We start from the raw sequence: 24,908 nt of genomic DNA, 5'->3' as shown, positions 1-24,908 counted from the left end.
CGATCAGGGCTGCGCCGGCTGATCCATCAGCCGCCGGGTCAGATAGGTGTATTCCAGCGCGATGCGGCGGGCCGTCTCGCGCAGATTGGCGCCGGCCGCGTGGCCGCCGTCGGTGTTTTCATAGAAGAGCACCGGATAGCCCAGTTCCTCCATCCGCGCCGCCGCCTTGCGAGCGTGGCCGGGGTGGACGCGGTCGTCCTTGGTCGAGGTGTGGATGAAGACCTCGGGGTAGGGCTGGCCCGCCGCCAGACGCTGATAGGGTGAATACTGCTCGATCCAGGCGCGCTGTTCGGGGATGTCCGGGTCGCCGTATTCGCCCATCCAGGACGCGCCGGCCAGCAGCTTGTGGAAGCGCAGCATGTCGAACAGCGGCACCTGGATGACCGCCGCGTTGATCAGGTCCGGGCGCTGGGTCAGCATGGCGCCCATGAACAGTCCGCCCTGCGAGCCGCCCATGATCCCCAGGTGCGGCTGCGAGGTGATCCCGCGCGTGATCAGGTCCTGGGCCACGGCCTGGAAGTCTTCATGCGCGCGCTGGCGGTTCTCCTGCTGGGCCGCCTGGTGCCACTTCGGTCCGAACTCGCCGCCGCCGCGGGTGTTGGCGATGACATAGACCCCGCCCCGCTCCAGCCACAGCTTGCCCACCGTCGGCGAATAGCCGGGCAGCAGCGACGACTGGAAGCCGCCGTAGCCGTACAGCAGCGTCGGGTTCGAGCCGTCCATCGCCATGGCGTCCTTGTGGACGACGAAATAGGGGATCATCGTCCCGTCGGCGCTGCGCGCCTCGAACTGATCGACGCGCATGCCGCTGGCGTCGAACTTGTCCGGCAGGGCCTTGGTCAGGGCGACCGCGCCGGTCGCCGCATCGGCCAGATAGAGGCTGGACGGATTCAGATAGCCGGTGACGCTGACGAAAACCTGATCGTCGCGCTCCGACGCCGAGCCGACGCCGACCGAGACGTTCTGCGGCAGGTCCAGGCGCGTGCGGCTCCAGTCGGCCGGGTCATAGACATAGACCGAGCCGCGCACGTTCTCGTAAAGGGCCACGACCAGCTTGTTGCGGGTGGCGTTGAGCCCCTCGATCGCCTCGCGCTCGCCGGGGCGGATCACCAGACGGGCGGGGGTCTTCGGATCAGCCAGCCAAGCCTGCAGGTTCCAGGCGATGACGTCGCCGGTCCTGAATTCCTGACCCGAGGGCGCGGTCCAGTCCTGATCCGTCGTCACCACCAGCTGGCCGGCGACAAGGGCGTTGATGTTGGACTTAAGCGGCAGCTCCAGCTTGGTGGTCGAGCCGTCGGCGTTCAAGCGCCAGGTCTCGCTTTCGTAGAAGTTGATCCCCCGGTTCAGCAGCACTGCCTGAACCGCGCCGTCCGCATCGCGCAGGGTGTAGCCCGAAACCGAGACGTCGGTCTGTTGACCGGCGAAGACCTCGACCGCTTGATCGACGCTCTGGCCGCGCTTCATCAGACGCACGGTGCGCGGATAGCCAGAGTCCGTCAGCGACCCTTCGCCGAAATCGCGCGAGATCAGCAGCGTATCCTTGTCGATCCAGCTGGCGCCGCCCTTGGATTCTGGCAGCGAAATCCCGCCTTCGACGAAGGTTTTCGTGACGCTGTCGAACTCGCGGATCGTCACCGCATCCTTGCCGCCGTTCGACAGGGAGATCAGGCAGTAGCGCTCCTCCGGCGCCAGGCAGGTCGCGCCCTTGTAGACCCAGTTGGCGCCCTCGGCCGCCGACAGGGCGTCGATGTCCAGGATCGTCTCCCACTGCGGCGCATCGGTGCGATAGGACGCCAGCGTCGTGCGCCGCCAGATGCCGCGCACATGGTCGGCGTCCTGCCAGAAGTTGTCGACGTGGCCGTCGTGAGTGAAACCGGGCGAGGGGATGCGGTCGCGCGACTGCACCAGGTCCAGCGCCTGTTGATGGAGGGTCTCATAGCGTGGGTCGCCCTGCAGCGTCCCCAGGGAGGTCTCGTTGTGCGCCTTGACCCATTCCATGGCGCGGTCGCCCTCGACCTCCTCCAGCCACAGATAGGGGTCGGTCGCATCGCTGGTCGCGAAGCCTGGAGCCGTCGAGGCGGCGCTTGTGGAAACGGTGGTCTGGGCCATGGCGACGGGTACGGCTCCGGCGGCGAGAAGAAGGGCGGCGACGGACGCCACCGAGCGGATGATCATGGATGTCCCCCAACGGACGAATGTTTCGCGCGGCACCTTGGCGAGGGCGGCGGCGAGGGGCAAGCGCCTGTAATCTTACGGGCTTGTAATCTTTCGCCGCAGGCTGCGGCTCAATCGCCGTCGTCCGGGATGCACAGGATCTGACCGCAGGCCTTGCAGTGCACGGCGTCGGGATCGTGCTTCTGCAGCCCGCAGGTGGGGCAGGGGAACTTCACCTTGTGCGGCCGGATCAGCGTCTGGGCCAGACGGATGAAAAGGGTGATGCCCACCAGCATGACGACGATGGAGATGACCCGCCCCCAGTTGCCCGGCAGGGTGATGTCCCCGAAGCCCGTCGTCGTCAGGGTGGCGACGGTGAAGTACAGGGCGTCCAGATAGCCGTTGATGTGCTCGGCCTTGCCCCGGAAATAGGCGTAGACGAAGCCGGTCGTCACAAAGACGAAGGTGACCAGGGCGGCCAGGGCGCGGGTGATCTCCTCGACGCGGGTGTCGTCGAACCGGCGGCCGATGGTGCGCCAGAACAGGTCGCTGTTCAGCAGGCTCCAGAACCGCAGCAGCCGCAGGAAGCCGAAATTCGCCAGCCAGGCCGGGAACAGCAGGGTCGCCAGCACGAACAGGTCGACCCAGACGATGGGCTTCTTCAGCCAGTCGCGGATGTCGGAATAGGCATAGGCCCGCGCCGCCAGGTCCAGGCCCAGAATGGCGGCGATGAAGTAGTCGGCGACATAGAAGACCCAGCCCGCCTCCTTCAGGATCGGCGCGGCCAGGAAGAAGCCGATGATGATCAGGTCGACGATGATCACCATCAGGCGGAACTTCACCGCCGCCGGCTGGGCGCCGTGATAGAGGTAGCGCAGGCGCGCCCTCAGCCGCAGCCCGTCGGGTTTGGCGGTTTCGCTATGATCAGACGTCATCGTCGTCAGCGATACATGAACCGGCGAAAAATCCTATATGAAGGGCGTCATGAGCCAGCCCGCCCGACCCTACATCCGCATGAACGGCGCCGGAAACGCCTTCATCGTCGTCCAGGCCTTCGAAGAGCCCTTTCACCCGACCGCAGACCAGGTGCGCGCCCTGGCCGATCCGGCGGCGGGCCTGGGCGGCTTCGACCAGTTGATCGGCATCGAGCCGTCCGAGACGGCCGACGCCTTCATGCGGGTATGGAACGCTGACGGCTCCATGGTCGAGACCTGCGGCAACGCCCTGCGCTGCGTCGGCTGGCTGATGTTGGAGGCGACCGACAAGGAAGAGGTGGTCATCGACACCCTCGGCGGCCCCACCATCGCGCGTCGCGCCTCATCCTCTCTTCCAGGCCGCGCCGGGTCGGGAGATCCCGAAGGGTCGACGACCGCGGCCATCCATGAAGTAACGGTCGATATGGGGGCGCCGCGTCTCGACTGGTCCGAAGTGCCGCTGGCCGAAGAAATGGACACGCGCGGGATCGAGCTTCAGGTCGGACCGATCGACGCGCCCGTGCTGCATACGCCGGGCGCGGTGTCGATGGGCAACCCCCACGTCGTCTTCTTCACCGACCAGCAGGACGACGCCTTCGTGCGCGGCTCCGGCTCCCTGGTCGAACGCCACCCCCTGTTCCCCGAGGGGGTCAACGTCGGCTTCGCCGACGTCCTGGATCGCGACCGCATCCGGTTGCGGGTGTGGGAGCGCGGGGCGGGCCTGACCCTGGCGTGCGGCACCGGCGCCTGCGCCGCCCTGGTGGCCACGGCGCGGCGCGGACTGACCGATCGCCGAGCGACGGTGATCGTCGACGGCGGCGAACTGACCATCAACTGGGACGAAGCGTCGAACCACGTCTTCATGACCGGCCCTGTCGAGATCGAAGGAACCGGATTCCTGCCCGTGGCGTGACGGAGAAACCACGCAATCGCCCTTGACCCGGCGTCAGCGGTTGTCGGCGAAGGTCCCACGATCTAGGAACGAAATGCGCCTGCCTCTTCCCGAGATCGAAATGCCCGAATTGACCGATAAACAGACCTTCTCCGACGACGACGCTCTGGAGTTCCACAGCGATCCGACGCCGGGCAAGATCTCCATGGCCCCGACCAAGCCGATGGCGACCCAGCGCGACCTGTCGCTGGCCTATTCGCCGGGCGTGGCCGTGCCGGTCCTGGCCATCGCGGAGGACCCGGACAAGGCCTACGACTACACCTCCAAGGGGAACATGGTCGCCGTCATCTCGAACGGCACCGCCATCCTGGGCCTGGGTCACCTGGGTCACATGGCCTCCAAGCCAGTGATGGAAGGCAAGTCGGTCCTGTTCAAGCGCTTCGCCGACGTCGACAGCTTCGACGTCGAGGTGAAGACCATCGACCCGGACGAGTTCGTCACCGTGGTCAAGAACATCGGCGACACCTGGGGCGGCATCAATCTGGAGGACATCAAGTCCCCTGAATGCTTCGAGATCGAAGCCCAGCTGCAGGACCTGCTGGACATTCCCGTCTTCCATGACGACCAGCACGGCACGGCCATCATCTCGACCGCCGGCCTGATCAACGCGGCCCACATCGTCGGCAAGAAGCTGGAAGACCTCAAGGTCGTCCTGTCGGGCGCCGGGGCGGCGGGCCTGTCGTCCATCGCCCTGATGAAGGCCGCCGGCGTCAAGGCCGAGAACACGGTCATCTGCGATCGCCAGGGCGTCATCTACAAGGGCCGCGACAACGTCTCCCAATGGCAGGCCGCGCACGCCACCGACACGCCCCTGCGCACCCTGGCCGAGGCCATGGTCGGCGCCGACGTCGTGCTGGGCCTGTCGGCCAAGGGCGCGATCACCAAGGAGATGGTCGCCTCCATGGCGCCCAATCCGATCATCTTCGCCATGGCCAACCCCGACCCGGAGATCACCCCGGAAGACGTCAAGTCGGTGCGTTCGGACGCCATCATGGCGACGGGCCGCTCGGACTATGTGAACCAGATCAACAACGTCCTGGCCTTCCCCTATCTGTTCCGGGGCGCGCTGGACGTGCGCGCACGCCAGATCAATCACGAGATGAAGATCGCCTGCGCCCACGCCCTGGCGGCGCTGGCCCGCGAGGACGTGCCGGACGAGGTCGCCGCCGCCTATCGCGGCCGCAAGCTGAAATTCGGCCCGGAATACATCATTCCGACCCCGTTCGACCCGCGCCTGATCTGGTACATCCCGCCCTTCATCGCCCAGACGGCGATGGAGACCGGCGTGGCGCGCAAGCCGATCGAGGACATGGACGCCTATCGCATCAGCCTGCGCCAGCGGGTCGATCCGTCGGCCGCCCTGATGCAGAAGATCCAGGCCAGCGTGCGCTCGGGTCCGAAACAGCGCGTCGTCTTCGCCGAGGGCGAGGAGCAGTCGGTCATCCGCGCCGCCTGGGCCTTCAAGCAGGCCGATCTCGGCACGCCCATCCTGGTCGGCCGCGAGGAGCTGATCCGCCAGAACGCCGCCGAGGCCGGCCTGAGCTTCGATGAGCTGGGCATTCAGATCATGAACGCCCGCGTGTCGGACCGAAACGCCGAATACGTCGACTGGCTCTACGCCCGCCTGCAGCGTCGCGGCTATCTGCGTCGCGACGTCCAGCGCATGATCAATCAGGACCGCAACTATTTCGCCGCCGCCATGGTCGCGCGCGGCGAGGCGGACTGCATGGTCACCGGCGTGACCCGCAACTTCAACATGGCCCTGAAGGAAGTCCGCCGCGTCCTCGACGTCACGGACCGCATGATCGGTCTGTCGATCCTGCTGGCCAAGGGGCGCACCCTGTTCGTGGCCGACACCTCGATCCACGAACTGCCCGACGCGGCCGAACTGGCCGAGATCGCGGTCAAGGCCGCCGCCACGGTCAAGACCCTGGGCCGCAAGCCGCGCGTCGCCTTCCTCAGCTATTCGACCTTCGGCGATCCGCCGGGCAACCGCGGCGAGAAGGTGCGCGAAGCCATCCGCATCCTCGACGGCATGGATCTCGATTTCGAATATGAAGGCGAGATGCCGCCGGCCCTGGCGCTCAACTCCGACGCTCGCGCCAACTACCCCTTCATGCGCCTGACCGGCGACGCCAACGTCCTGGTCATGCCGGCCATCCACTCCGCCGCCATCTCGACCCGACTGGTCCAGGCTCTGGGCGGCGCCACGGTGATCGGTCCGCTGCTGGTGGGTCTGGAGAAATCGGTCCAGATCGTGCCCCTGGGCGCCTCGGTCAGCGAGATCATGACGGCGGCCACCTTCGCCGCCTACGCCGAAGGGGTCGAGGTCGAGGACTGACCGCCGGCCCATCGCAACAACGTCGAGAGGCGGCCTTCGGGCCGCCTCTTTGCGTTTCAGGACAGAGCGTCTTCCGAGGCCGCCGCCTTCTTCTGCTCGGCGATCAGGCGCGCATGACGCGGCGCGACGTAGAAGGCCAGAATAATGGCGAACACGCCGATCACTGTCGAATAGAGGAAGAAGGTGACATAGCCCGCCCCCAGTCCAGCGGGCGTGACCCCGCTCTTGGCGGCCCCGACGACAAGAGATTCCGGCGGCAGGGCGTGGAACAGTCCTTTCAGCGCGCCCAGCGGCCCTCCTGCGTCCGCCGCTCGCGCGGACGCCTCCACGATCTTGCCGGACTGGGACGCGATGAGCTTGCCCGGCAGGGCGTACAGCGAACTGAACAGGGCGTACTGGGTCGCCGTGAAACCGATCGACGTCAGACTGGACATATAGGCGATCAAGGCCGTGCCGGCGTATCCTGTGGCCAGGTTGTCCACCCCGATGGCGACGAAGAGGGCGGTCAGATCATGGCCCTGGGTGGCCAGCCAGGCGAAGACCAGGTTCGACACCGGGCTCATGAAGGCGCCGACCACCATGGTGCGGATCAAGCCGAAACGGGCGACCGACCAGCCGCCGATGAAGACGCCCAGCGACATGGCGATCACGCCGAACAGCTTCCGCACCTCGCCGATCTCGATCAGGCTGAACCCCAGGTCGATGTAGAAGGGGTTCATGATGTTCAGCACGAAGTCCGCCAGACGATAGAGGCAGATCAGCGCCAGGATCGGGCCGGCGAGCCGGCCGAAACGCACGAAGAAGTCCTTCAACGGCGCGCCGAACGAGCCTGCTAGATAGGCGCCCGGGCGCGTACGCCAGCCCGGCACCGGCGCGCAGGCGAAGAACAGCAGGCCGAAGCCCAGGACGATCCAGCCGAACTGGATCAGCACGCCGACGCCGCCGCTCTCGACAAGACCCGCTGTCAGAGCGCCCAGGATCTCCTGGGGCAGGATGGCGCCGAAAGCCCAGGCGAAGGCGTCGATCTTGTCGGTCAGGCCGGTCCCGATCAGAACCGCCGAGACAAAGATGAGGCCGAGGCGCAGGACCCATTCGGCCTTCTCCGCCACGGGTCGCGAGGGAATGTCGGATACCGGAATGGCGCGCACGACGTGCTGCTTCTCGCGCGGGGCGAGCAGAACGCCCATCACGCCGACGCCCATCAGGGCGGCCATGATCGCGTAGGACAGGTTCCAGTTGTAGAACTGCGCCAAGGCCAGGGGCACGAAGCCCGCGACGATCTGAGCGACCCGGTAGCCCAGCTGATAGGCGGCCGCCATGGCGCCCTGGCGGCTGTCGTCGACGGCCTCGATGCGCCAGGCGTCGATGGCGATGTCCTGGGTGGCGCCGAAAAAGCCCACCATAACCGCGAAGGCCGCCACGGCGCCGAGGGACGTCTGCGGATTGGAGCCCGAGATCAGCCACAGGCCGGCGATGATGACGACCTGCGTCGCCAGCATCCACGAGCGCCGGTGTCCCAGCCAGCGCGTCAGGCCCGGAATATTGGTGCGGTCCAACAGGGGCGCCCAGACGAACTTCAACGCATAGGTCAGGGTGGCCAGGGCGAAGAAGCCGATCATCTCCAGCGTCACGCCCGCGTCGCGCAACCAGGCCGACAGGGTGTCATAGATCAGCAGATTGGGCAGACCCGCCGCAAACCCCAGCAGCAGCATGGCCATCGGCCGCCGTTCGCCATAGACGGCGAGCCCCCCCAGGCCTCGGGCGGCCGAAGCGGGCGTCTTGGAATCAGTCATGCATGGCTCCGGCGGAGGCGCCGCCGGGCGTTACGGACGACGGACTACTGGCGGTTAGGACGCCGCGACCTTGGCGCGGTTGGCGGCGTTCGTCCAGCGCGCTAGGGCGACGCGCAGGGCGTCCGCCTCCAGCGGCTTGGCCAGGTGATCGTCCATCCCGGCCTCGAGGCAGGCCGCGCGGTCCTCCGCGAAGGCGTTGGCGGTCAGGGCGATGATCGGCGTCTGGTCCCCGCGCGCCCGCAGCGCGCGCGCCGCGCTCGGCCCGTCTAGGCGCGGCATCCGCATGTCCATGAAAACCAGGTCAAAGCGCGCCGCCTTCAGGGCGTCTAGCGCCTCCTGGCCGTCGGCGGCGGTCTGGACCACGCAACCCTCGCGCCGCAGCAGCGTCCTCGCCAGAAGGGCGCCGACCGGATTGTCCTCGACCAACAGGACGCGCACGCCCTTGAAGGCCACATGGGCCACCCGGTCGTCGTCGCCCGGCCGGACCGGCGGCGCGGGCAGGCCCCGGCGCGGCGCGGCCGCCGCCAGGGCGCGCTCAGCCAGGGACGCCCGGCGCATCGGCTTGATCAGATAGCCGCAGAAGCCCGCCGCCCGATAGCGGCTGATCAGATCCCGTTCGGACGGGCGCAGCAGGATGATGGCCTGGCCCTGGCTGGGCCGGACCGCCAGCGCCCCGTCTTCGGCGCCCGCATGATCGATGAGAGTCACCCCGGCCTGGCGCGCGACCCGGCCGCCCGAGGCCTCGATCTGATCGGCGGCCGCACGGCGCACGAAGGGATCCGGCGTGCGGATGGCCACGGCCAGCCCCGCCAGGGGCCGCGCACGCGCTTCAACCTCGTCCGCCACGGGAAACTCGGCCTCGAAACGGAAGCGGGCGCCGGCGCCGTCCGGGCGATCCTCGACCACCGCGGTTCCGCCCATGGCGCGCGCCAGCCGCCGCACGACCGCCAGGCCCAGTCCGGCGCCGTCGAACCGGGCGGCGTCGGAGGCGTCGGCGTGGCCGAACTCCTCGAAGATGCGCCCCCGCGCTTCCTCCGGCACGCCGGGGCCGGTGTCGTCGACGATGAAGGCCAGACGCGTGCGCGATCCAAGGCGTTCGCCGATGAGCTCGACCGCCAGGCGGACCCCGCCCCGGTCGGTGAATTTCACGGCGTTTCCTGCCAGGTTGAACAGGATCTGGCGCAGACGGCCCTCGTCGGCGATGACGTCCGGAGCCTCGGCCGCCACCGACCAGACGATCTCCAATCCCTTGTCGTGGGCGCGCGGGCTCAGCAGTTCGGCCACGCCCCGCACCAATCCCTCCAGGTCGACAGGGGCCGGGTCGAACTCCAGCGTCTCGGCTTCGAGCCGGGCGTAATCCAGCAGATCATTGACCAGGCCCAGCAGATGCTCCGCCGACTTCTGCGCCGCCTCGGCATAGGCGCGCTGCGCCCCATCCAGACGCGTTCGCGACAGCAGGCCCAACATGCCGATCACCCCGTTCAGGGGCGTGCGCATCTCGTGACTCATCAGCCGCAGGAACTGCTGTTCGGGCGAGCTTCCATCCACGGCGGCGGCGGGCGCGGCCGGGAAGAGTTCGGTCTGCGACGAAGGTCTGCGGCGCGTCTGTCCCATAGCGGTAGCCTAGGACCGAGGTGTTAATTCCAAACGAACGGCGTTTGTCCCGGCCCTGTCTCGCGAACAGGAAACAGAATCCGCCGGCTGGCCTGACGGTCGAAGTCCTCATGGGCCCCGACCGTGCTGCGCCGGTACATCAAGGCTTCGGCCACATGGCGGCGCAGCACGCCGTCGGCCCCGTCCAGATCGGCGATGGTGCGAGCCAGACGCAGGGTCCGCGTCCAGCCGCGGGCGGTCAGGTCCCCGGCCTCTCCAGCCTTCATCAGCAGGGCGCGCCCCGCCTGATCGGGCGCGGCGAACCGCTCCAGCGCCTCGCCCGAGGCGCGGGCGTTAAGCGCCTGCATTCCCGTCAACCCGGCCTCGGCCAGGCGATTTTCCTGCATCTGCATGGCGGCGGCCACGCGGGCGGCGGCCTCGGCCGTGCCTTCGGCCGGAGCGGGCAGGATCATGTCGGCTGCCGTCACCGCCGGCGTCTCCACCGTCAGGTCGATGCGGTCGAACATCGGGCCGGAGATGCGGTTCTGATAATCCTTCTGGCAGCGCGGAGCCTTGCCGCAGGCGCCGCGCCCCGGCCCGCCCACGCCGCAACGGCAGGGGTTCATCGCCGCCACCAGTTGGAACCGCGCCGGATAGCGCACATGGGCGTTGGCGCGCGCCACCACGATCTCGCCCGTCTCCAGCGGCTGACGCAGGCTGTCCAGCGCCTGGGGCGAATATTCGGGCAATTCATCAAGGAACAGCACGCCGTTGTGCGCCAGAGAGGCCTCGCCCGGCTTGGCCTTGAGCCCGCCTCCGGTCAGGGCCGCCATGGAGGCCGAATGATGAGGCACCCGAAACGGCCGCTCGCGCGTCAGGGCCCCGCGCTCGATCAATCCGGCCACCGACCAGACCATCGACGTCTCAAGCCGCTCCATCGGCGTCAGCGGCGGCAGCAGGCCCGGCAGACGCGCCGCCATCATCGACTTGCCCGATCCCGGCGGACCGACGAACAATAGGTTGTGGCCCCCGGCGGCGGCGATCTCGAGCGCCCGCTTGGCCCCCTCCTGTCCCTTGACCTCGCGCAGGTCGGGCACGGCGCGTCCCTCGATCACCGGCCCCGGCTGAGGCGGGCGCAGCACCTGGGTTCCCCGAAAATGATTGATCAGGCCGATCAGGGAGCGCGGCGCCAGCAGTCGCGCCTCGCCCGCCCAGGCCGCCTCGGGCCCGTTGGCCTCGGGGCAGATCAGGCCCAGGCCCATGGCGTTCACCGCCATGGCGGCAGGCAGGGTTCCGCCGACCGCCGCGATCTGTCCGTCCAGACCTAGTTCGCCTACCGCCGCCCAGCCGTCCAGGGCGTCCGGCCCGATCACCCCCATGGAGGCCAGCAGGGCCAGGGCGATGGGCAGGTCGAAATGACTGCCTTCCTTGGGCAGATCGGCGGGGGCCAGGTTGGCGATCACCTTCTTGGCCGGCAGCGCCAGGCCGATGCCCGCAAAGGCGCCGCGCACCCGTTCACGGCTTTCGGCCACCGCCTTGTCCGGCAGGCCGACGATGGCGAAGGCGCCGGCGGGCGAACCGACCTGCTGCACCTCCACATCGACCCGACGCGCATCGACGCCGTCGAAAGCCACCGTCACCACCCGCGCGACCATGCCGTTCCCTCCCGCAGTCGAGAGAACAAATCACGAACTAATCAACACTGCAAGAGCGTTGTTCGGTCAGTTCGTCGGCAGGTCGGCTTCCGGCGCGATCGTATGGATCACCTGCCCCTCGGCGTTCAGGAACTGGATGGCGCCGAAGCCTTCCTCGGTCACGGTCAGGCGCAGGCGCGGCTTGTCGTTCCTGTCCGACAGGGCGACGGCGGGCGTGCCATCGGCGGCCAGCGACAGACGCATCCGCGTCGGCGTCTGCACGCCCGGAACCAGCGCCCCGCCCAGGCCCGGTTCGCGCACCAGCGGCGGCGCCTGGTTGAAGACGAAGCTGACCGAGCCGTCGGGCGACACACGCCAGCCGACCGCATCCATCGCCGGATGGTCGAGCGCCAGAACGGCCATGCCGCCCTCGACGTCAGCCGTGCCGAAACCGCCGCGCTCGCTGCCCTTGTCGTCGTAAAGGATCAGACCGGCGACGTTGAAGGCGCGCTTATATTGAATGCCGTCGATGATCGGCGGCGGGGTCGCGCCCGACAGGGTCATGCGGATGGTCCCGTCGGCGTCGACGATGTCGATGCGCCGCGCACTGATGCGGTCGTGATCCGGCGTCTCGATCCGGGTCTGCGGCGTACGGGTCTCGATGATCCGCTCCAGGACCTCCAGCGACGGGCGTTTCGGCTCCGCATTCGGCGATGCCTCCTGGGCGCCCGCCGGGCAGGCGATCGCCAGCGCCAGGACGACCAGCGCCCCGGCCTTGTTCAGTGCAGTCATTAAGGTTCCCTCCCGTGAAGCGCGTCTTCAGGCGGCCGCGCCCTTCCTTTGCTCGATGACTTCCCACATGCGCTCGGTCGCATCGATCCCGGCGAACTTCAGCAGCTGCTGGGCGCCGGTGGGGGAGGTCACGTTGATCTCTGTCAGATAGTCGCCGATCACGTCGATGCCGACGAAGATCAGGCCGCGTTCCTTGAGATAGGGGCCGATGGCGGCGCAGATCTCCAGATCGCGCGGCGTCAGTTCGACCGGCGCGGCCGTGCCGCCGACGCGCAGGTTGGAGCGCACCTGGTCCTTGGCGGGGATGCGGTTAATGGCGCCGACCGGCTCGCCGTCGACCAGGATGATGCGCTTGTCGCCCGCCGAGACCGCCGGGATGAATTTCTGGATCACCAGAGGATCGCGCGAGGCCTCGGCGTGAATCTCGATCAGGGCCTCCAGGTTGGGATCGTCGGCCTTCAGCCGCACCACGCCCGAACCGGCCGCGCCGTGCAGGGGCTTGAGCACCACATCCCCATGGCGGCGATGGAAATCGACCAGGGCCTCCGGGTCAGACGACACCAGGGTCGGCGGCTGCAGGCCGGGGAAGAGGGTGGCGATCAGCTTCTCGGGCGCCGAGCGCACCTCGGCCGGGTTGTTGACCACCAGGGTCTGGGGATGCACCCGCTCCAGCAGATAGGTGGCGGTGACATAGGCCATGTCGAAGGGCGGGTCCTGACGCATCAGGATGACGTCGACGTCCTCGGCCAGGTCCAGGCGCTGCTCGGGACCGAAGTCGGCGTGGTCGCCCTGCTTGCGCTGCACCGTCACCGGACGGGCGCGGCAGAAAAGGCGGCCGTCCTCCAGCGCCAGGGTGCGGAAGTCATAGACCCACAGCTTGTGGCCGCGCGCCTGCCCGGTCAGGGCCATCAGGAAGGTGGTGTCCGACTCGACGTTGACCGCCTCGAGCGGGTCCATCTGGATGGCGACCTTGAGCATGGGGAGTCCTTCTTTGTGGCGCTATCGCTCGCGCCGCGGGCGCTCGCTGTTTGAGCTGGTTTTAGTGGCGCTAACGCTCGCCCCGCAGGCGCGCGCTGCTTGAACGTCGAAACGCCGTCAGTGCCTACTTGAGGCTCGGACCTGCCTGCCGCAAGGCCGCGCTTCAGTTCAACCGCATCCGCACCCGGTCCAGGCGGGCGTCGCAGGCAGCGATCGGCTCGCCCAGGGTGCGGGCGCGCGACAGGGCCTGCATGGCGCCGGTCAGGGCGCCCTGCTTCTCGCGGGCGGCGGCGACGTCCAGCCAGGGGCGGTGATCCTCGGGGTCCAGCAGGGCGCGGCGCAGGGCCGAACGTTCGGCCCCCTCATAGTCGCGGGCCTGAAGAGCCCGGGTGAACAGGATGTTCTGCAGGCGGATCAAGGTCTGGCGCTCGCTGACCGGCGCCATCAACAGGTCGAGCCGGTCGGCCACGTGCGGCGTCAGCCCGGCCAGCAGCGCGCGGCGCGTCAGCTCCGACGGCAGGACCAGCCGCCCCTGGCTGAACGGGTCCAGCGCCACCGGCCCCTCGGGCGTCTCGACCCGCAGCAGGACGTGGCCGGGAAAATCGACCGGCGCCGCCGTCAGCCCGGCTCGCCGCGCCGCATCCAGATAGAAGATGACCAGAACCGCCGACAGGCCGCGCCGCCGTTCGGCCACGTCGATGACGTCGGTGTTGGCCGGATGGTCGTAGTTCAGTAGGTCGCCGTTCAACCGCAGGTCGCCGGCCAGGGCCTCGGTCAGGGCGTCGTCGGGGCTTTCATTGGCCGCGCGCTCCTTGAGCCGTTGGGCGGCGTGATCGGCCAGAATGCGCACGCCGTCGGCGTCGCGGAACGGATAGTCGTGGATGGCGCAGGCGATGGCGCAATCCAGCAGGGGAAAGGCCTCGTCCGGCCCCTGTCCCGCCTGCGCCAGCACCGCTTCTGCTTCCTCGCGCGTCAAGACCGGTCCGCTCCCGTGGAGATCACGCCGCGAAGATGACGCGGAAAGCGTCCGGGGGCCAGCGCCACCATGTCGATTCTCAGGTCCAGACCCGCCAGGGCCGGCCGTCCGCGCGCCGCCGCCTCGGCCGCGCGGATCAGGCGCTGGTGCTGATCCGCCCCCAGGGCCAGCGTCGCGGCCTCGAGCGTCGCACGGCGCTTGACCTCAACAGCGGCCAGAACGCGCCCGCGCCGCGCCAGGATGTCGATCTCGCCGCGCCGACCTCTCAGGCGGAAGGCCAGCACCTGATAGCCCTTGAGCATCAGCCACAGGGCCGCGATCCATTCGGCGTCATGCCCCTGGCGATGCGACCGTCCGCCCAGCTGTCGGCGCCAGCCGGCCTTGGGCTTCCTCGGCGGCGGATGCGGCCGCAGGGCCGGGCTCACCGGCCCTTCAGCTCCAGCGCGCGCTTGTAAAGCGGCTTCCTGGGCAGGTTCAGCGCCTTGGACACCTCGGCCGCCGCCTCGCCGGGCGGCAGGCGGGTCAGAGCCTCGGACAGGGCGGCGTCGGCGTCGGCGGCGCTGGCCGTCTCGGCCTCGCCGGGGCCGACTACCACCACGATTTCGCCCTTGGGCGCGTCCAGGCGCGGATCGGCGGCGAGCTCCGACAGCGTGCCCCGCACGCATTCCTCATAGAGCTTGGTCAGTTCACGGGCGACGGCGGCCGGGCGCGGCCCCAGCACCTCGGCCATGTCGGCCAGGCTATCGCGCAGGCGCGGCCCGCTCTCAAAGAAGACCAGGGTCTGACGACCGGGCCGCAGTTCCTCCAGCGCCGTGCGGCGCGCCGCCGACCTGGGCGGCAAGAAGCCCGCGAACAGCACCCGGTCGGCGGGCAGCCCGGCGATGCACAGCGCCGCCAGCAGGCTGGACGGGCCGGGCACAGGATGGATCGGCAGGCCCTCGGCCGCCGCCGCGCGCGCCACCACATAGCCGGGGTCGGACACCAGGGGCGTGCCCGCGTCGGACACCAGGGCCACCACCTCGCCCGCCTTCAGCCTCTCGAGCGCGATCTCGGCCGCGCGGGTCGAGGCGTGGTCGTCGCAGCGCTCCAGCCTGGCCTTCAGCCCATAGGCGGTCATCAGCTTGGCCGTCACCCGCGTATCCTCGGCCAGCACCAGGTCGGCCGCCGCCAGCACGTCCAGCGCCCTCAGCGTCATGTCGCGCAGATTTCCGATCGGCGTCGCCACCAGATAGAGGCCCGGCGAAACGGGGCGTGCGGGCGGGGCGGTCGGCGGAAAAAGCGGGGCGTCTGACATCGGCCGGACCCTGCCAGTCCGCACATCAGGGGTCGAGTGGTTCAGCGCCGATATCGTTTGTCGCCTGCCGCTCATTCCCGTGGAGTCGCCTGTTCGCCCGACGTCATCACGGTTGGCAACGGCGTTTGACGTTCGCCCCTGCGGTTACGGAACCTGTATCGGCTTTGATATTCACGGCGCTGTTTCGTGACCTCATACAGGACAATGCCTGAACTGGTGCCGAGATTGAGACTCTCGATCATCCCGAACATGGGAACGCTGACACACATCTGGCTTCGTTCAATCGCCCGCTCGCTGATCCCGGTGTTTTCACTGCCGAACCAGACCGCAAGCTTGGCGTGAACGGAATAGTCGCCCTCATCCAGGAACATGCTCGTCTTGCCCTTCACATGCGGGGATGTGACGATCGAAACAAAGCCCTTGGCTTCAAGGTAGTCGAAGCATTCATCGGTGCTGTCGAAACGCTTCACGAACGTCCACTTCACAGCAGACACCGAGATTTTTGATATGGCCTTGTCGCCACGCAACTCCTGCCAGTCGTCTGGCAGCGAGCGGCGTGGGTCCACAACATAGACCTTCTCAACACCCAGGGCGTTCACGTTGCGGATCACGGTTCCAATGTTCTTCACATCGGCCGGGTCTTCGATCACCGCTATCAAGTTTTTGCAACGAAACGGTTTGATCGCGTCGGCGCGGACACGAGCCGGACGCTTAGGTAGTGATGAGTCTTCCATACCATCGTTCTAGAGTGAAATCAGCCCAACGCCACCCTCATCGGCTCGACAGGCCTGTCGACCGATCATACCAATAACGCCTTGAGCACAGCGTCCAGCAGGGGGCGCCCGCGGACAGTGGCGCGAACACGGTCCCCTGTCGGCTCCAGGAATCCACCGGCGATCAGTTCGGCGAGAGGTCCGGATGCCAGAGAGCGCTCCAGAACCGCCAACGTCGCCAGCGACACCCCCTCGACCGTCCGCAGGCCCAGAAGAACCTTCTCCTCGGCAGCGTCCTGTAGGCTCAGAGCCTCTCGCTCGGCCCAGGGTGATCCGGCGCCGACGCCCTGCACATAGTCCGCGATCCGGCGACGGGCCACGGTAGCCGTGCGCACGCCGTCCAGGGTCATCCGCCCGTGGGCGCCGGGGCCGAGGCCGAGGTAATCCCCGCCGCGCCAGACATGCAGATTGTGGCTGGAGCGCGCGGCGACGTCCTTGGCGTGGTTGGACACTTCATAGGCCTCGAACCCGGCCGCCTCGAGCGTCGCCTGCGTCGCTTCATAGAGTTCAGCGGCCAGGTCCTCGTCGGGCGGCGACCAGGCCCCGCGCGCCACGGCCCGCCCGAACGCCGTCGTCCCCTCTATCGTCAGCTGATAGGGGGAGACGTGCTCGAACCCCAGATCAAGCGCAGTCGCCAGTTCCGCCTGCCAGTCGGCGACGCTCTGGCCCGGCCGGGCGTAGATCAGGTCGATCGACAGGCGCGGAAAGACGCGGCCCGCCAGGCCGATGGCGCGACGCGCCTCGGCGGCCGAATGATCGCGGCCGAGGAATTCGAGCGCCGCGTCGTCGAACGACTGCACCCCCATGGACAGGCGGTTGATCCCGGCCTGCGCCAGGGCGGCGTAGCGCCCGGCCTCGGCGTCGGTCGGATTGGCCTCCAGACTGATCTCAATATCGCCCGTCGGCGGGAACAGGGCGCGCGCGCGCTCCACCACCGCCGCGACGGCCTCGGGCGGCATCAGGGAGGGCGTGCCGCCGCCGAAGAAGATGGAGGCCAGGGCGCGCGGCCCGACCAGGGCCGCCTGGGCCTCCAGGTCGTTCAGGATCGCCCGCGCCAGCCCGACCTGTTCCTCGACCCGGCCCCGGTCCCGCACGACGTTGAAGTCGCAATAGGGGCAGATGCGCGCGCAATAGGGCCAGTGGACATAGAGGGCGACGGCGCCCTTCTCCCCTCGGGGGAGAAGCTGGGCGGCGGAGCCGCTCGCATGAGGGGGCGGGTTGAGCATGGGGGCCTTCGTAGAATCTGGAGCCGACAGCCCCCTCATCCGTCTGCCTTCGGCAGCCGCCTTCTCCCACAAGGGGAGAAGGACCACGATCAATCCATCAGCGCCGCCTTGAGTTTGTCGAAGGCCCGGCCGCGATGGCTGACGGCGTCCTTTTCGGCGGCGTCCATCTCGGCGAAGGTCTTGTCTGAGCCCTCGGGCTGGAAGACGGGATCGTAACCATGACCGCCGTCGCCGCGCGGCGGGAAGACCAGCTGGCCGTCCACCCGACCCTCGACCACCACGCAGGGACCGTCCGGCCAGGCCACCGCCAGGGCCGAGGTGAACCAGGCCGACCGATCGCGCGAACCGGTTTCCTCCAGCCGCTCCTCGACCTTCTTCATGGCCAGGGCGAAATCCTTGTCCGGGCCCGCCCAGCGCGCGGAATAGATCCCCGGCGCCCCGTCCAGCGCGGCTGCCGACAGACCGGAATCGTCGGCCAGGGCGACCTCTCCCGAAACCTGGGCCGCATGGCGCGCCTTGAGCATGGCGTTGCCGGCGAAGGTGCTCTCCGTTTCCTCCGGCTCGGGCAGATTCAGCTCTCCCGCCGTGACGATCCGGTAATGTCCATCCAGCAGCGCTTCGATCTCGCGCGCCTTGCCCGGATTGTGGGTGGCGGCGACGAGCCGCATCCCCTTGATCAGCTTGAGATTCATGACGCGACCTTACTCCCGTCGGATCCATTGCGAAATGGTAACATCGTTAAACGATATGTAAGTTGGCTTTCTGCAGGGCATGACCTATCTTCATTCTCAAGAACGGAGGCCGCACCGTTCAAGCGAGAGAAACATCTCGCAACAATGACCCAGCGGTACAACAAATATGCACAAAAAACGTGCATTGACGGAGAGACTGATATGCAAGCCATGCGAAAGACCAACCTTATGGACCGTCTGGCCCACAGCCTGGGCAACGCCTTCCTGCTGGCCGCCCTGCCGGTCGCGGCGATCGCCCTGATCATCCAGGGTTTCTGATCCTGCGGGATCGGAGGGGGACTTTGACGATCGCCATGAACGCCGCAAAGAATAGAGCCGCGCGCGGGTCGGCCGGACCCGCCGCGGCGACGGCGCCTCCCTTCCCGGCCTGAGACGCCCGATGACGCGATTGCGGAAACCGAACCGGCTGCCCGCCCAGACCCCGCTTCGCGCCTCCTCCTTGCGGACGCCGAACCTGAGAACCATCGGTCCCGGCTCCGTCGCCAGCCTGCTGAAGATCGCGCTGGACGCCGCCTATGTGGTGATGATCCTCGTCACCGGCCTGCTGCTTCTTCTGTGGGTCGCCTCCATCTTCATCCCGATCGACAATCTGAACGTGACCGTCTCGGACGGCGCCGACGGCCGCGAGATGCCTCTGACGCGTCCGCTGCTGCTGTTCGCCCTGGGCGCCCTGACCGCCTATTTCGGCGGCTTCCTGATCATCCTGCGCCATCTGCGCAAGATCTTCCGCACCTTGACCCTGGGCGATCCGTTCCAGCCCGACAACGTGCGCCGCCTGCGCCATGTGGGCCTGATCCTGGCCGTCGTGACCGGGGGCGTCTGGCTGGTGCAGGGGCTGGTCGCCTCGCGTCTGGCGCCGGGCGTCATGGAGCCGCAGGGGATCAGCGACCTGCTCACCCCCGTCTTTTCCGTGCTGGTCGTCTTCGTCCTGGCCGAGGTCTTCCGCGAAGGCGCGCGCCTTCGCCGCGAATCCGAACTGACGATCTGAACGAGAAACGCTAAAGCTCAACCCATGGCCATCCGCGTCCAGCTCGACCGCATCCTCGCCCAGCGCCGCATGTCGCTGACGGAACTCGCCGACCGCGTCGGCGTGACCGTCGCCAACCTGTCCATCCTCAAGACAGGTAAGGCGCGCGCCGTGCGCTTCACCACCCTGGACGCCCTGTGTCGCGAGCTGGACTGCCAGCCCGGCGATCTGCTGGCCCATGAGCCCGGCCCGTCGGCCGCCTTCGACGACGAGGACTGAGCGTGGCCCGCCCCCCTTCCGGAAAGGGGCCGAAAGCCGCATCCGCGACAACCGATGACGACAGGCGCATCTGGGGCAGGGTGACCGCCACGGTGACGCCGCCCGCCCATCGCAAGGCCGCCCGCGTGACGCCCGGCGCCGTTCTGCCCCAAGCCGATGAGGCGCTCGCTCATACGGCGCCGCCTCAACGCGGCGCGGCGGGCAAGAAGCGCGCGACGGCCCTGACCCCCGCCTCGGCCGGGCGCGTCGCCGCATCGCCCCCGCTCTCGCCAAAAACCGTCGCGCCCCGTCCTCGCCCCGCGCCGGAAGAATTGGAGCCGCGCCGCCAGCGCCGCTTGTCGCGCGAGCGCGATCCCATCGAGGCGCGCATCGACCTGCACGGCTTCGGCCGCTTCGAGGCCGAGGATCAACTGCGCGGCTTCCTGATCGGCTGCCAGATGCGCGGCCTGCGCTCGGTGCTGGTCATCACCGGGCAGGGCCGGCGAGGCGGCGGCGTCATCCGCGCCTCGGTCCACGAATGGCTGACCGGACCGCATCTGCGCGGCGTGGTCTCGGGCTTCGCCCCCGCCCACCGTCGTCACGGCGGGGACGGCGCGCTGTATGTGACGCTGAAGGGGCGCTAACCCTGCGCGTTCCTGACGGCCGCAGCCCCGGCTACGGGCGCGATCACCAGGGCGAACAGGACATAGGCGCCCAGCAGGGCCAGGGCCGAGGCCGGGCTCTGGCCGGCGGCGGCGCGGGTCAGGGCGCCGGCTCCGAACACCACCGGCGGAATGAACAGCGGCAGCACGACCACAGCGATCAGCAGGCCGCCGCGCCGAGCGCCCAGGGCCAGGGCGGCGCCCAGGGCTCCGGTAAGGGCGAAGCCCAGACCGCCCAGCGCCGCCGAAGCGCCCGTCAGGCCGATCAGCTCCGGCGGCTGACCCAGCGCCAAAGCCGCGACCGGCGCGGCGACCGCCAGCGGCAGCCCCGTCGCCAGCCACTGCGCCAAGGCCTTGATCCCGACCACCGCCTCCAGCGGCAGGGGACCGGTCGCCAGCAGATCCAGCGCTCCGTCCTCCAGATCGCGCTCGAACATCCGCTCCAGCGACAGCAGCGAAGCCAGCGCCAGCGCCATCCAGCTGGCCCCCGAAGCCGCAGGGGCGAGGACGCGCGGGTCGCCGCCCGCCGCCAGCGGCAGGATGGCCGTCAGGCACAACAGGAAGCCGCAGGCCAGCAACGGCCCGCCGCCGCCGCCCCAGGCCAGCGACAGCTCGCGCGCGAACAGGGCGCGGACAGCCTTCACCGAACGCCTCCCAGATCCAGCGACCGCGCCGGGACGGGCAGGGGATCGTGCACAGCGGCCAGGATCATGCCGCCGCCCGCCAGATGTTCGGCCATCAGCTCGGCGGCGACACTGCGCCAAGCCTCGTCGAGCGGCGCCAGCGGTTCGTCCAGCAGCCACAGGGCGCGCGGGGCCGCGACCAGACGCGCCAGCGACAGACGCCGCCTCTGCCCCGCCGACAGCTTGCGCGTCTCCAGGTCCAGCAGGGGCGCCAGCTTCAATCGGGCGACCGCCGCATCAAGGGCGGCGGTCGAACCGCCCAGCCATTCGACCTGAAAGCCCAGCTCCTGACGCGCGGTGCGCTGCGGCTTCAAACCCTCGTGATGGCCCAGCAGATGCAGCGCCGAGCGACGCGCCGTCTCCGCCTCGACCCGGCCGGTCGCGTCGTGAAAAACCACCGCGCCGGCGTCCGGCCGGATGAAGCCCGCCACGGCCCGCAGCAGGCTGGTCTTGCCCGCCCCGTTGGCCCCTGTCAGGGCCGCCGCCTCGCCCGCCGCCAGGGCGAAGGAGAGACCAGCGAACAGACGCCGCTCGCCGCGCGACAGGGTCAGGCCCTCTATCTCCAGACGGGTCAGCACTTGCGAGTCTCTCTCAATGTCCACGTCACGGGTGTGGATACATGGACGGCCCTCGCGCGCGGGACTATATGCGCAAGCGCCGCAGCAGGCTTTCGCCGCGCGCGCCGGGGACCTGTGCGCCCCGACGTCCAGCGCGCGAAGGCGCAACCGAATTGTCGGGCGGCGTTAGTCAGAGGACTCTTCTCCATGCCGTCGATTGACAGCCTCAAGACCCGCCAGGACCTCGCGGTCGGGCGCAAGAAATACGCCTATTACAGCCTTCCCGCCGCCGAGGAAGCCGGTCTGGCCGGGATTTCCCGCCTGCCGCGCTCGATGAAGGTGCTGCTGGAGAACCTGCTGCGCAACGAAGACGGGGTTTCCGTCACCGAGGACGACCTGAAGGCCGTCGCCGCCTGGATCGAGAACAAGGGCGCCGTCGAGCACGAGATCGCCTTCCGTCCGGCCCGCGTGCTGATGCAGGATTTCACCGGCGTTCCGGCCGTGGTCGACCTGGCCGCCATGCGCGACGCCATGGACAAGCTCGGCGCCGACGCCAAGAAGATCAACCCGCTGGTCCCCGTCGACCTGGTCATCGACCACTCGGTCATGGTCGACCACTTCGGCAACGCCGCCGCCTTCGGCCAGAACGTCGAGCGCGAGTATGAGCGCAACATCGAGCGCTACAACTTCCTGCGCTGGGGCTCGTCGGCCTTCAACAACTTCCGCGTCGTGCCGCCCGGCACCGGCATCTGCCACCAGGTCAACCTGGAGCACCTGGCCCAGACCGTCTGGACCGCCGAGGAAGGCCGCAAGACCGTCGCCTATCCCGACACCGTCGTCGGCACCGACAGCCACACCACCATGATCAACGGCCTGGCCGTCCTGGGCTGGGGCGTCGGCGGCATCGAGGCCGAGGCCGCCATGCTGGGCCAGCCGATCCCGATGCTGATCCCCGAAGTCGTCGGCTTCAAGCTGACGGGCAAGCTGCCGGAAGGCGCCACGGCCACCGACCTGGTGCTGACCGTCACCCAGATGCTGCGCAAGAAGGGCGTGGTCGGCAAGTTCGTGGAATTCTTCGGCGACGCCATCGCCGGCATGACCATCGAGGACCAGGCCACCATCGCCAACATGGCCCCGGAATACGGCGCCACCTGCGGCTTCTTCCCGGTGTCTCAGGCCACCATCGACTATCTGACCGCCACCGGCCGTGAAAAGCCGCGCGTCGCCCTGGTCGAAGCCTACGCCAAGGCGCAGGGCCTGTGGATCGACGAAACCTCGGAAGATCCGATCTTCACCGACGTTCTGGAGCTGGATATCTCGACGGTCGTGCCGTCGCTGGCCGGTCCCAAGCGCCCGCAGGACCGCGTCGAGCTGACCACCGCCGCCCCGGCCTTCGAGACCGCCCTGGCCGACGTGTTCTCGCGCCCGACCGACGCAGCCCGCGTCGCCGTCGAGGGTGAGAAATTCGACCTGGGCGACGGCGACGTCGTCATCGCCGCCATCACCTCGTGCACCAACACCTCCAACCCGAGCGTGCTGATCGCCGCCGGCCTGGTGGCGCGCAAGGCCCACGCGCTCGGCCTGAAGCCCAAGCCCTGGGTGAAGACCTCCCTGGCCCCCGGTTCGCAGGTCGTCACCGACTATCTGACCGACGCCGGCTTGCAGAAGGATCTGGACGCCCTGGGCTTCAACCTGGTCGGCTACGGCTGCACCACCTGCATCGGCAACTCGGGCCCGCTGGACCCGGCGGTCTCCAAGTCGATCAACGACAACGGAATCGTCGCCGCCTCGGTCCTGTCTGGCAACCGCAACTTCGAAGGGCGCGTGAACCCCGACGTCCAGGCCAACTACCTGGCCTCGCCGCCGCTGGTGGTCGCCTACGCCCTGGCCGGTTCGATGCGCATCGACATCACCAAGGAGCCGATCGGCCAGGACAAGAAGGGCAATGACGTCTTCCTGAAGGACGTGTGGCCGACCTCGCAGGAGATCGCCGCCATCCAGAAGAAGTCGGTCACGCCCAAGATGTTCGCCAAGCGCTACGCCGACGTCTTCAAGGGCGACGAGCACTGGCAGGCGATCGCCGTCACCGGCGGTCAGACCTATGAGTGGGAAGACACCTCGACCTACGTCCAGAACCCGCCCTACTTCGAGGGCCTGACCATGGAGCCTGCTCCGGTCACGGACATCGTCGAGGCGCGCATCCTGGGCATCTTCGGCGACTCGATCACCACCGACCACATCAGCCCGGCCGGTTCGATCAAGAAGGCCTCGCCCGCCGGTCAGTACCTGACCAACCACGGCGTCGACGCCCTGGACTTCAACAGCTACGGCGCCCGCCGCGGCAACCACGAAGTCATGATGCGCGGCACCTTCGCCAACATCCGCATCCGCAACCGCATCACTCCCGACATCGAGGGCGGCGTCACCAAGCACTTCCCCTCGGAAGAGACGATGTCGATCTACGATGCGGCCATGCGCTATCAGTCGGAAGGCCGTCCGCTGGTGGTCTTCGCCGGCAAGGAATACGGTACCGGCTCGTCGCGCGACTGGGCGGCCAAGGGCACGCGCCTGCTGGGCGTCCGCGCCGTCATCGCCGAAAGCTATGAGCGCATCCACCGCTCGAACCTGGTCGGCATGGGCGTCGTCCCGCTGCAGTTCAAGGAAGACGGCTGGCAGAAGCTGGGCCTGACGGGCGAAGAGATCGTCACCATCCGCGGCCTGACCGACGCCAACATCGGCAAGCTGAAGCCGCGTCAGGACCTGTGGGTCGAGCTGTTCCGCCCGTCGGACGGCAAGATGGCCCGCTTCCCGGTCCGCTGCCGCATCGATAACCAGACGGAGCTGGACTACTTCAAGGCCGGCGGCGTCATGCCCTACGTCCTGCGCAACCTGGCGCGCGGCGACGAGAAGTAGGAGGGTCTCAAGCAGCGCGAAAGCGCGTTAGACCAACCAGAATGAAGGCCGGCGGAGCGATCCGCCGGCCTTTTTTCTTGGCGCCAGGATGAGCAGGAGAAGCGAAGCTCTTGCCGCCTCGCCGTTTGACGCCCATATTGTCGTCATATGACGAAAGCCGCCGCCATGACCGCCCTCGACCTCTACGCCTCGCCCGAGACCCTGCCCGCCAGCGACGCGGCGCGGATCGGCAAGCTGCTGGGCCTGAACGACAATGAGGCGCTGGACGACGTGGCCCTGGCTGAACGCGTGTCCCAGGGGCTGAAGCCCGCCGCCGCCGCCGCCCTGGGCCAGGTCATCGGCATGCCGCGCGTGGTCGGCCAGATCATTCCGGAGGCCACGCTGCGGCGCGCCCGCACCAGCCGCAAGCCCCTGTCGCGCGAGATGAGCGAGCGTCTGTACGAGGTCGGCCGCGTGGTCGACGCCGTAGGCCGCGCCTATCGCGGCGACAGCGCCGCCGTGGTCCGCTTCCTGAACCGCCCGCACCAGCTGCTGAACGGCCGCACCCCCCTGGCCATGGCCCAGTCCAGTTCAGCGGGAGCCGAGGCGGTGATCAATCTGGTGCGCCGCGCCGACGCCGGCTTCGCGGTCTAGGTC

At 68.5% G+C, this 24,908-nt stretch carries 22 protein-coding genes; 7 read left to right on the top strand and 15 right to left on the bottom strand.

Features of this window, described 5'->3' with window-relative positions; genetic code table 11:
* Positions 1-3: 3 nt before the first annotated feature.
* A complete protein-coding gene (locus tag ACWIDZ_RS07060; protein ID WP_453988136.1) occupies positions 4-2,175 on the bottom strand; it encodes a prolyl oligopeptidase family serine peptidase in 2,172 nt (723 codons plus the stop codon).
* Between the two features lie 110 nt (positions 2,176-2,285).
* Positions 2,286-3,089: a potassium channel family protein gene (locus ACWIDZ_RS07055; RefSeq protein WP_312219663.1), complete on the bottom strand. Its 804-nt coding sequence runs from the start codon at positions 3,087-3,089 to the stop codon at positions 2,286-2,288.
* 49 nt (positions 3,090-3,138) lie between these two features.
* Between ACWIDZ_RS07055 and dapF the strand changes: the two genes are divergently transcribed.
* A complete protein-coding gene (gene dapF / locus ACWIDZ_RS07050; protein WP_453988137.1) occupies positions 3,139-4,041 on the top strand; it encodes a diaminopimelate epimerase in 903 nt (300 codons plus the stop codon).
* Positions 4,042-4,141: 100 nt separating this feature from the next.
* Positions 4,142-6,421: an NADP-dependent malic enzyme gene (locus ACWIDZ_RS07045; protein WP_312219667.1), complete on the top strand. Its 2,280-nt coding sequence runs from the start codon at positions 4,142-4,144 to the stop codon at positions 6,419-6,421.
* Positions 6,422-6,477: 56 nt separating this feature from the next.
* On the opposite strand, the gene ACWIDZ_RS07040 is transcribed toward ACWIDZ_RS07045, so the two are convergent.
* From ACWIDZ_RS07040 to rdgB, 11 genes are all read right to left on the bottom strand, one after another.
* Positions 6,478-8,214 carry an AmpG family muropeptide MFS transporter gene (locus ACWIDZ_RS07040; protein ID WP_453988138.1) on the bottom strand — a complete coding sequence of 579 codons (1,737 nt, stop codon included), beginning with the start codon at positions 8,212-8,214 and terminating at the stop codon, positions 6,478-6,480.
* A gap of 54 nt (positions 8,215-8,268) precedes the next feature.
* Entirely contained in the window at positions 8,269-9,828 is a 1,560-nt protein-coding gene (locus ACWIDZ_RS07035) for a response regulator (protein WP_453988139.1), read from the bottom strand.
* A 23-nt stretch (positions 9,829-9,851) separates the two neighbouring features.
* On the bottom strand, positions 9,852-11,462 hold the full coding sequence (locus ACWIDZ_RS07030; RefSeq protein ID WP_453988140.1) for a YifB family Mg chelatase-like AAA ATPase: 1,611 nt from the start codon (positions 11,460-11,462) through the stop codon (positions 9,852-9,854).
* Positions 11,463-11,528: 66 nt separating this feature from the next.
* Positions 11,529-12,233 carry a hypothetical protein gene (locus ACWIDZ_RS07025; RefSeq protein ID WP_312219954.1) on the bottom strand — a complete coding sequence of 235 codons (705 nt, stop codon included), beginning with the start codon at positions 12,231-12,233 and terminating at the stop codon, positions 11,529-11,531.
* A gap of 27 nt (positions 12,234-12,260) precedes the next feature.
* Positions 12,261-13,211, bottom strand: a complete 951-nt coding sequence (gene gshB, locus ACWIDZ_RS07020; protein WP_291780558.1) for a glutathione synthase — start codon at positions 13,209-13,211, stop codon at positions 12,261-12,263.
* Between the two features lie 163 nt (positions 13,212-13,374).
* Positions 13,375-14,187 (bottom strand): SirB1 family protein, encoded by an 813-nt coding sequence (locus ACWIDZ_RS07015; protein ID WP_338577455.1) that lies wholly within the window; start codon positions 14,185-14,187, stop codon positions 13,375-13,377.
* Entirely contained in the window at positions 14,184-14,612 is a 429-nt protein-coding gene (locus ACWIDZ_RS07010) for a YraN family protein (protein ID WP_453988141.1), read from the bottom strand. Before ACWIDZ_RS07010 ends, ACWIDZ_RS07015 begins: the two co-directional genes overlap by 4 nt.
* On the bottom strand, positions 14,609-15,481 hold the full coding sequence (rsmI, locus tag ACWIDZ_RS07005; protein WP_453988142.1) for a 16S rRNA (cytidine(1402)-2'-O)-methyltransferase: 873 nt from the start codon (positions 15,479-15,481) through the stop codon (positions 14,609-14,611). Before rsmI ends, ACWIDZ_RS07010 begins: the two co-directional genes overlap by 4 nt.
* 71 nt (positions 15,482-15,552) lie before the next feature.
* Positions 15,553-16,215 carry a TrmH family RNA methyltransferase gene (locus ACWIDZ_RS07000; RefSeq protein ID WP_453988143.1) on the bottom strand — a complete coding sequence of 221 codons (663 nt, stop codon included), beginning with the start codon at positions 16,213-16,215 and terminating at the stop codon, positions 15,553-15,555.
* A gap of 65 nt (positions 16,216-16,280) precedes the next feature.
* Positions 16,281-17,480: a radical SAM family heme chaperone HemW gene (gene hemW / locus ACWIDZ_RS06995; protein ID WP_453988144.1), complete on the bottom strand. Its 1,200-nt coding sequence runs from the start codon at positions 17,478-17,480 to the stop codon at positions 16,281-16,283.
* Between the two features lie 89 nt (positions 17,481-17,569).
* Entirely contained in the window at positions 17,570-18,172 is a 603-nt protein-coding gene (rdgB, locus tag ACWIDZ_RS06990; RefSeq protein WP_312219960.1) for an RdgB/HAM1 family non-canonical purine NTP pyrophosphatase, read from the bottom strand.
* A gap of 439 nt (positions 18,173-18,611) precedes the next feature.
* Here rdgB and ACWIDZ_RS06985 point away from each other — a divergent pair, with 439 nt between their 5' ends.
* The 3 genes from ACWIDZ_RS06985 to ACWIDZ_RS06975 all read left to right on the top strand — a co-directional run bounded on the left by ACWIDZ_RS06985 (position 18,612) and on the right by ACWIDZ_RS06975 (position 20,101).
* Positions 18,612-19,220: a DUF2975 domain-containing protein gene (locus ACWIDZ_RS06985; RefSeq protein WP_312219961.1), complete on the top strand. Its 609-nt coding sequence runs from the start codon at positions 18,612-18,614 to the stop codon at positions 19,218-19,220.
* A gap of 24 nt (positions 19,221-19,244) precedes the next feature.
* Positions 19,245-19,478 carry a helix-turn-helix domain-containing protein gene (locus ACWIDZ_RS06980; RefSeq protein ID WP_291780541.1) on the top strand — a complete coding sequence of 78 codons (234 nt, stop codon included), beginning with the start codon at positions 19,245-19,247 and terminating at the stop codon, positions 19,476-19,478.
* Between the two features lie 80 nt (positions 19,479-19,558).
* Positions 19,559-20,101 carry a Smr/MutS family protein gene (locus ACWIDZ_RS06975; protein WP_453988147.1) on the top strand — a complete coding sequence of 181 codons (543 nt, stop codon included), beginning with the start codon at positions 19,559-19,561 and terminating at the stop codon, positions 20,099-20,101.
* Here ACWIDZ_RS06975 and ccmB read toward each other — a convergent pair.
* Positions 20,098-20,763, bottom strand: coding sequence for a heme exporter protein CcmB (gene ccmB / locus ACWIDZ_RS06970; RefSeq protein ID WP_453988148.1), 666 nt, complete (start codon positions 20,761-20,763; stop codon positions 20,098-20,100). The two genes, ACWIDZ_RS06975 and ccmB, sit on opposite strands and share 4 nt — an antisense overlap.
* A complete protein-coding gene (gene ccmA / locus ACWIDZ_RS06965) occupies positions 20,760-21,380 on the bottom strand; it encodes a heme ABC exporter ATP-binding protein CcmA (RefSeq protein WP_453988149.1) in 621 nt (206 codons plus the stop codon). Before ccmA ends, ccmB begins: the two co-directional genes overlap by 4 nt.
* A gap of 186 nt (positions 21,381-21,566) precedes the next feature.
* Between ccmA and acnA the strand changes: the two genes are divergently transcribed.
* A complete protein-coding gene (gene acnA / locus ACWIDZ_RS06960; RefSeq protein WP_338577469.1) occupies positions 21,567-24,272 on the top strand; it encodes an aconitate hydratase AcnA in 2,706 nt (901 codons plus the stop codon).
* A gap of 165 nt (positions 24,273-24,437) precedes the next feature.
* The gene (locus ACWIDZ_RS06955) at positions 24,438-24,905 is read left to right on the top strand and encodes an antitoxin Xre/MbcA/ParS toxin-binding domain-containing protein (protein WP_291780527.1); all 468 of its coding nucleotides are present in this window, start codon (positions 24,438-24,440) and stop codon (positions 24,903-24,905) included.
* The last annotated feature ends 3 nt before the right edge of the window (positions 24,906-24,908 follow it).

It is taken from the genome of Brevundimonas sp. NPDC055311, assembly GCF_053645695.1.
Note: the sequence above shows the minus strand (reverse complement) of the source record. Positions and strands in the feature narration are given on the sequence as shown.